Source organism: Pseudomonas sp. ok272 (genome assembly GCF_900109995.1).
Taxonomy (GTDB): Bacteria; Pseudomonadota; Gammaproteobacteria; order Pseudomonadales; family Pseudomonadaceae; genus Aquipseudomonas.
In genome coordinates, this window is the sequence record NZ_FOCB01000022.1 from 46,741 (window position 1) to 52,764 (window position 6,024).

General features: G+C 63.7%; 5 protein-coding genes. 2 read left to right on the plus strand and 3 right to left on the minus strand.

The window, feature by feature from the left end; translation table 11 throughout:
- Nucleotides 1–5: 5 nt before the first annotated feature.
- Nucleotides 6–665, minus strand: a complete 660-nt coding sequence (locus BMW74_RS22865) for a CoA transferase subunit B (protein ID WP_093426398.1) — start codon at nucleotides 663–665, stop codon at nucleotides 6–8.
- Between the two features lie 38 nt (nucleotides 666–703).
- Nucleotides 704–1,402 (minus strand): CoA transferase subunit A, encoded by a 699-nt coding sequence (locus tag BMW74_RS22870; RefSeq protein WP_093426399.1) that lies wholly within the window; start codon nucleotides 1,400–1,402, stop codon nucleotides 704–706.
- Nucleotides 1,403–1,549: 147 nt separating this feature from the next.
- On the opposite strand from BMW74_RS22870, the gene BMW74_RS22875 reads away from it, so the two are divergent.
- The gene (locus BMW74_RS22875; protein ID WP_093426400.1) at nucleotides 1,550–2,434 is read left to right on the plus strand and encodes a LysR family transcriptional regulator; all 885 of its coding nucleotides are present in this window, start codon (nucleotides 1,550–1,552) and stop codon (nucleotides 2,432–2,434) included.
- Between the two features lie 293 nt (nucleotides 2,435–2,727).
- On the opposite strand, the gene BMW74_RS22880 is transcribed toward BMW74_RS22875, so the two are convergent.
- Nucleotides 2,728–3,084 carry a Mor transcription activator family protein gene (locus tag BMW74_RS22880; RefSeq protein ID WP_093426401.1) on the minus strand — a complete coding sequence of 119 codons (357 nt, stop codon included), beginning with the start codon at nucleotides 3,082–3,084 and terminating at the stop codon, nucleotides 2,728–2,730.
- A gap of 366 nt (nucleotides 3,085–3,450) precedes the next feature.
- On the opposite strand from BMW74_RS22880, the gene BMW74_RS22890 reads away from it, so the two are divergent.
- On the plus strand, nucleotides 3,451–6,024 hold a 2,574-nt coding region (locus BMW74_RS22890), incomplete at its 3' end, for a DUF6531 domain-containing protein (RefSeq protein WP_139208455.1).

Consider the following 6,024-nt stretch of genomic DNA (forward strand, 5'->3'; position numbering starts at 1 on the left):
CCGGTTCAGGCGAACTGCATTTCTGGCACATGGTCAGGGACGATCAGCTTACCGGCGGTCTTGCTGATGATTTCCTCGACGCTGACGCCCGGGGCGCGTTCCTTGAGGATGAACGCGCCGTCTTCGATTTCCAGGTACGCCAGGTCGGTCAGCACGCGCTTGATGCAGTTGGCACCGGTCAGCGGCAGGCTGCAACGGGGCAACAGCTTGGACTCACCGTCCTTGGAGGCGTGGGTCATGGTGACGATGATGTTGTCCGCACCGGCCACCAGGTCCATCGCGCCGCCCATGCCCTTGACCAGTTTGCCGGGGATCATCCACGAGGCGATGTTGCCGTGGACGTCGACTTCGAAGGCGCCGAGCACGGTGAGGTCGATGTGCCCGCCACGGATCATCGCGAAGGACTCGGCCGAGGAAAAGATCGAGGCGCCAATGCGCGCGGTGACGGTTTGCTTGCCGGCGTTGATCATGTCGGCGTCGACCGCGTCATCGGTGGGAAACGCGCCCATGCCCAGCAGGCCGTTTTCCGATTGCAGCATCACTTCCATGCCTTCGGGGATGTAGTTGGCGACCAGGGTCGGAATGCCGATGCCCAGGTTCACGTAGTAGCCGTCCTGCATTTCACGGGCGACGCGCTGGGCCATTTGTTCGCGGGTAAGAGCCATTTTTTATTCTCCGTTGTTCGTCGGGCTGAGGGCGCGGATCACTTGCGCACGGTGCGTTGTTCGATGCGTTTTTCGAACGTGCCGCAGATCACCCGGTCGACGTAGATCCCCGGGGTGTGGATGTGCGCTGGGTCCAGTTCGCCCGGCTCGACGATCTCTTCGACCTCGACCACGGTGATCTTGCCTGCGGTGGCGGCCAGGGGATTGAAGTTCTGCGCGGTGTGGCGGTAGATCACGTTGCCGAAGTGGTCGGCCTTCCAGCCCTTGACGATGGCGAAGTCGCCGGTGATGGATTCCTCCATCAGGTACGGACGGCCGTTGAACTCGCGCACTTCCTTGCCTTCGGCGACCGGGGTGCCGACGCCGGTCGCGGTGAAGAACGCCGGGATGCCGGCGCCGCCTGCGCGCATTTTCTCGGCCAGGGTGCCTTGGGGGGTCAGCACCACTTCGATCTCGCCGCTGAGCAGTTGCTTCTCGAACAGCGCGTTTTCGCCGACGTAGGACGCAATCACCTTGCTGATCTGCCGGTCTTCGAGCAGCACGCCCAGGCCGAAGCCGTCGACGCCGCAGTTGTTGGACACCACCGTCAGGTCGCGTGTGCCCTTGCGTTTGATCTCGGCGATCAGGTTCTCCGGGATGCCGCACAGACCGAACCCGCCAGCCAGTACGGTCATGCCGTCTTCAAGGCCGGCGAGGGCCTCTTCATAGGAACTCACGCGCTTGTCGAAACCTGCCATATGCACCTCTTTTATTCTTTGTGGGCGGTTGGAGCGTTGGATGGGTCGAGTGTTGCGCCATCCGATTCATTTGATAAGTTGATTTTTAAGGTTGATTGATAGATAAAACTCATCAGTGGCCTGTGCGCTTAATGATGAGGGGTAGAGATGACAGTCAAGCAGATCAGGGCATTCCTGGCCGTGGCGCAGAGCCTGAGCTTTGCCGTGGCGTGCGAGCGCCTGCACCTGTCGCAGTCGGCGCTGAGCCTGACCATCAAGGCCCTGGAAGAAAGCCTGGGCGGGCGCTTGTTCAGCCGCACCACGCGCAACGTGGCCCTGACCCCGGAAGGCGAGTCCCTGCTGCCGCTGGCGCGCCGGTTGATCGCCGACTGGGACAATGCCGAGGACGAAATGCGCCAGCGCTTCACCCTCCAGCGCGGGCGCGTGACGCTGGCGGCCATGCCGTCGTTTGCCGGCAACCTGCTGCCGCCGATCCTCAAGACCTTCCGCGCCCGTTACCCCAAGGTCAATGTCACCGTGAACGATGTGATCAACGAGCAGGTGCTGGAAATGGTCCGCGACCGCCAGGTCGAGTTGGGCGTGGCCTTCGAGCCGATGCAAAGCGCGTCACTGCATTTCACCGCGCTGTACATCGACCGCTTCGTCGCGGTGGTGCCCAGCGATTCGCCATTGGCCGGGCTGACCGAGATCGACTGGAACAGCCTGCTTGCGCAGCCGTTCATTACCTTGCAACGACCGTCCACGGTGCGGGTGATGCTCGAAGAGCACTTGCAGGATCGGGACACCAAGTTGCCGGTGGCGTTTGAATGTCATCAACTGGCAACGGTCGGGCGCATGGTCGCCAGCGGCCTGGGCGTCAGCGCCGTGCCGGCCCTGTGCGCCGAGCAGATGCGCGAACTGGGCGCCCATTGCATCACCTTGAGCGACCCGGTGATCGAGCGCTCCATTGGTATCCTGACCAAACCCGGCCACGAACTGTCGGCCGCAGCCCAGGCGCTGTTCGACATCCTCAAGGGCGAAGTGCGCTTGTAAAGCCAGCTCAATCCTCTGTGGGAGCAACTGTCTTAGCCATGCCGCTCGTCACCGCCATCGCGAGCAGGAATCTGGGTTGAGCCCGTAGGAGCGAGGCTTACCCGCGAACCAGCCAGCCCATCCAACATCAATGTCGCCAGACGTACCACCTTCGCGGGCAAGCCTTAATGCCAGTCAGTTAAGGCGCCAAACCTGTGGGAGCGAGCCTGCTCGCGAAGACGGCAACACAGCCAACATCTCCGTTGACTGACCTACTGCTATCGCGAGCAGGCTCGCTCCCACGCGGGTTTCGCTTAACTGACTGGCATTAGGGCAAGCCTCGCTCCTACAAGGAATTGAGCTAATTGAGTTGCAGCGAGTGCAATTTGATTTAGCCCCGACCACCTGCTGGTGACCGGGGCTAGGGTCGAACGAATGACGCCTTTCCACTCATCAAAGATCTGCTGATGCAGTTTTGACGCTTGTACGTGGATACCTTCCGGCATGTAAACCTGCTGCCCACCCCAAACTGTAGCCATTTGTCTGGCGACTTCAGCACCATGGGCCTCAGCCAGTTCGTCGCTAACATGAAGCGTCTCTTTCGCGGATTGGGCGACATGGTCCGCCAGGGTTTGGAGTAGTTCACCTGCGGCGCTGCTGGGCTCTTTCATACACCCTCCTTATTCGTCACGCGGTTTTGCCACTGTTTCAGGTTCTCAACAACTCGGCTCGCCTGCGCAGTGCTGAGCCATTGCAGCGCGGAGACGCGGGTCATGCTTGGACCGCGTAGCCGTCCCTTTTTGGTCGGGCCGCTGCGCGACCCCGCGCGAGCAAACTCGCTCGCCACGGGTAGCTCTTTGACATCGGGACGCGCTTGAGTGAACGGCGTTTTCGGTTTGTCTGTAGTCATCCATCGCCAAAACTCATAGGAAAAATCCCCATGAAATAGGGGAAATTCTGTCTTTTTTGTCGTCCACTAAAACGCGCCCCTCGCTGAAGCAGAATCGCCGGCCCTCATTCTGCTTCAGAGCCCGTGGATGCCAGCTTCTGCCCCCAACCCGCGCGTCGCCCAGATCGAGCAGGCGCTCGACACCTTCCAGGACACCCTCGGCCTCTACCGCCAGCAACTCACGCACTGGTTCCTGCGCGGCACCGACAGCCTCAGCCACGCCGCCGATCTGCCCTCGCTGATGGGCATGGACCGGGTCATCACCCTGGGCAACGCCCGCCAGGTGGTGGGCACCGGCGACGAGGAGTTCATCACCAGCGTGGCCCAGTGCCCGGCCAACGGTGAGCTGGTCATCGAAAGCAAATTCGAGTCGGTCTACGACGTCCCGCTGGGCAACATCGAGGTCGAGGTGATACCGGTCGCCGGCGGGCCGGGCACGTTGATCACCCTCGACGAACAGGGCGTGGGCACCTTCCGCGGTGAGGCGGGCAAGTTTTATCGGCTGCGGGTCCAGGGCGCGGTGACACCCGAGCAACTCGACGGGTTGTTCGCCGCCTACGACGGCTTGAGCGGCGAATTGGAACACTGGCTGCGCGGCGAGTGGCAAGGCTTCAAGCCGCAGTGGCCGCACAGCAGCGCGTCGGCGCTGGGCAACGGTTTGCTCGCCGGCAGTTGGGCGGCGATCCAGGGGGTGTGGGATGGCATCGGCCAGATCAGCGAACTGCTGAAGGACCCGACCAAGCTCAGCGAAAAAATCGCCGACAGTGCCCAGGCCACGGCCGCGCTGGCGCAAGCCTCCCCGCAGGTGATGGCCAACGCCCTGCTGCTGGCCAGCGATGAAGCCGCGCTGTGCTTGCTGCTACGCACCGCCAGCCTGTGGCTGGAAGCGTTGCCGCCCAGCCAGGTCACCGGCAACACGGCGGCCGCGGTGGCCGAGTTCGTGGTGGGGCTGCTGATTGACCTGCTGATCGGCATTGTCCTGAGTTTCTTTGGCATCGGCGTTGCCTACCTGGGCGCACGGCTGGTGCGCTACGGCCAGGTCATCGTCGCGGCCGCGCAACGCTTCGTCGCGGCGATGTTCACCTTGGTCGAGCGCTTCATGGGCGCCGCCCACCCCTACAAAAAACTCGCGGCCCGAGGCATCGCCCCCGGGCTGAAAAAGGGCCGCCTGCAGCTGCGCTGGGACGCCAAGCGCAACACCACCCTCACGCCTGACGAGCCTCACCTCAACGCCCCGAACCAGGCGAAAAACCCCAACGGCGCCAGCGCCGACACCGCGCGCCACACCGCCACCCATGGCTGCCCGGTGTCGATGGTCACCGGCGAAGAACTGCTGACCCTGACCGACGCCGAATTGGACGGTCTGCTGCCGTTTGCCTTCACCCGCTTGTACCGCACCAGCGCGGTCGAGCTGGACAGCGGCCTGGGGTTTGGCTGGAGCCATTCGCTGTCGCAGCGCCTGGAGATCAACGACGGAACAGTGATCTGGATCGACCCGGAAAACCGCCGCACCCCATTCCCGATGCCCAGCGCCGAACGCCCGGCGATCCACAACAGCCTGTCCCGCGCGGCGATTTACCTGGGCGCTGACGCCGACGAACTGATCCTCGCCCAGGCCGGTGACGACACGCCGTTCTATCACTTTCGCGACGGCCACCTCACGGCCATCAGCGACGCCTACGACAACCGCCTGCACATCCGCCGTGACTACGCCGGGCGCATCCAGCGCCTGGACAACGGCGCCGGCCGCGCCCTGTTGCTGCGTTATGACCGCCAGCACCTGATCGCCATTGACTATCAGGTGTTCGAGCCGGCCCCGAGCGAGGCTGAATCCTGGCGCAGCGCACAGACCCTCGTTCGCTACCACTACGACGCCCGCCAGCGGCTGGTCGAAGTGCAAAACGCCCTGGGCGACAGCGAGCGCTACCAGTACGACGACCAGCACGTGATCGTGCAGCGCCAGTTGGCCGGAGGTGCGCGTTTTTTCTGGGAGTGGCAACGCGAAGGCAAGGCGGCGCGCTGTGTTCGGCACTGGGCCAGCTTTGGCCAGATGGACAGCCGCTACACCTGGGACGATGCCGGCAGTGTGCGGGTCGAGAACATCGATGGCAGTGAGGAAACGTACGTCCACGACGCGCAGGCGCGCCAGGTGCGCAGGGTCGAGGCCGACGGCGGCGAACACCTCAAGGCCTACGACGCCGACGGCCATCTGATCGCCGAGCAGGACCCGCTGGGCGCCGTCACCGAATACCGCTACGACGCCGCCGGGCGCCTGATCGCGCAGCTGCCGCCCGACGACCAACCCACCGCCTACGAATACCGCGACGGTCACCTGTACCGCCGCACCCGGGGCAAGGCGCAGTGGACCTACCGCCGCAACCCCCAGGGCGACCTCACCGAACAGATCGACCCCAGCGGCCACCGCACCCAGTACTACCGCGACGCCAAGGGCCGACTGACGAGCATCAGCTACCCGGACAGCAGCTACCACGCCTTCACCTGGAACAACCTCGGGCAACTGATCGAAGAGCAATTGCCCGACGGCGCCCAGCGACAGTTTGCCTACGACGCCCTGGGCCGAAAGATTCGTCAACAAGACGAACACGGCGCCGTCACCCACTACCAATGGGACGCGCTCGGGCGCTTGCTGCACACCACCTTG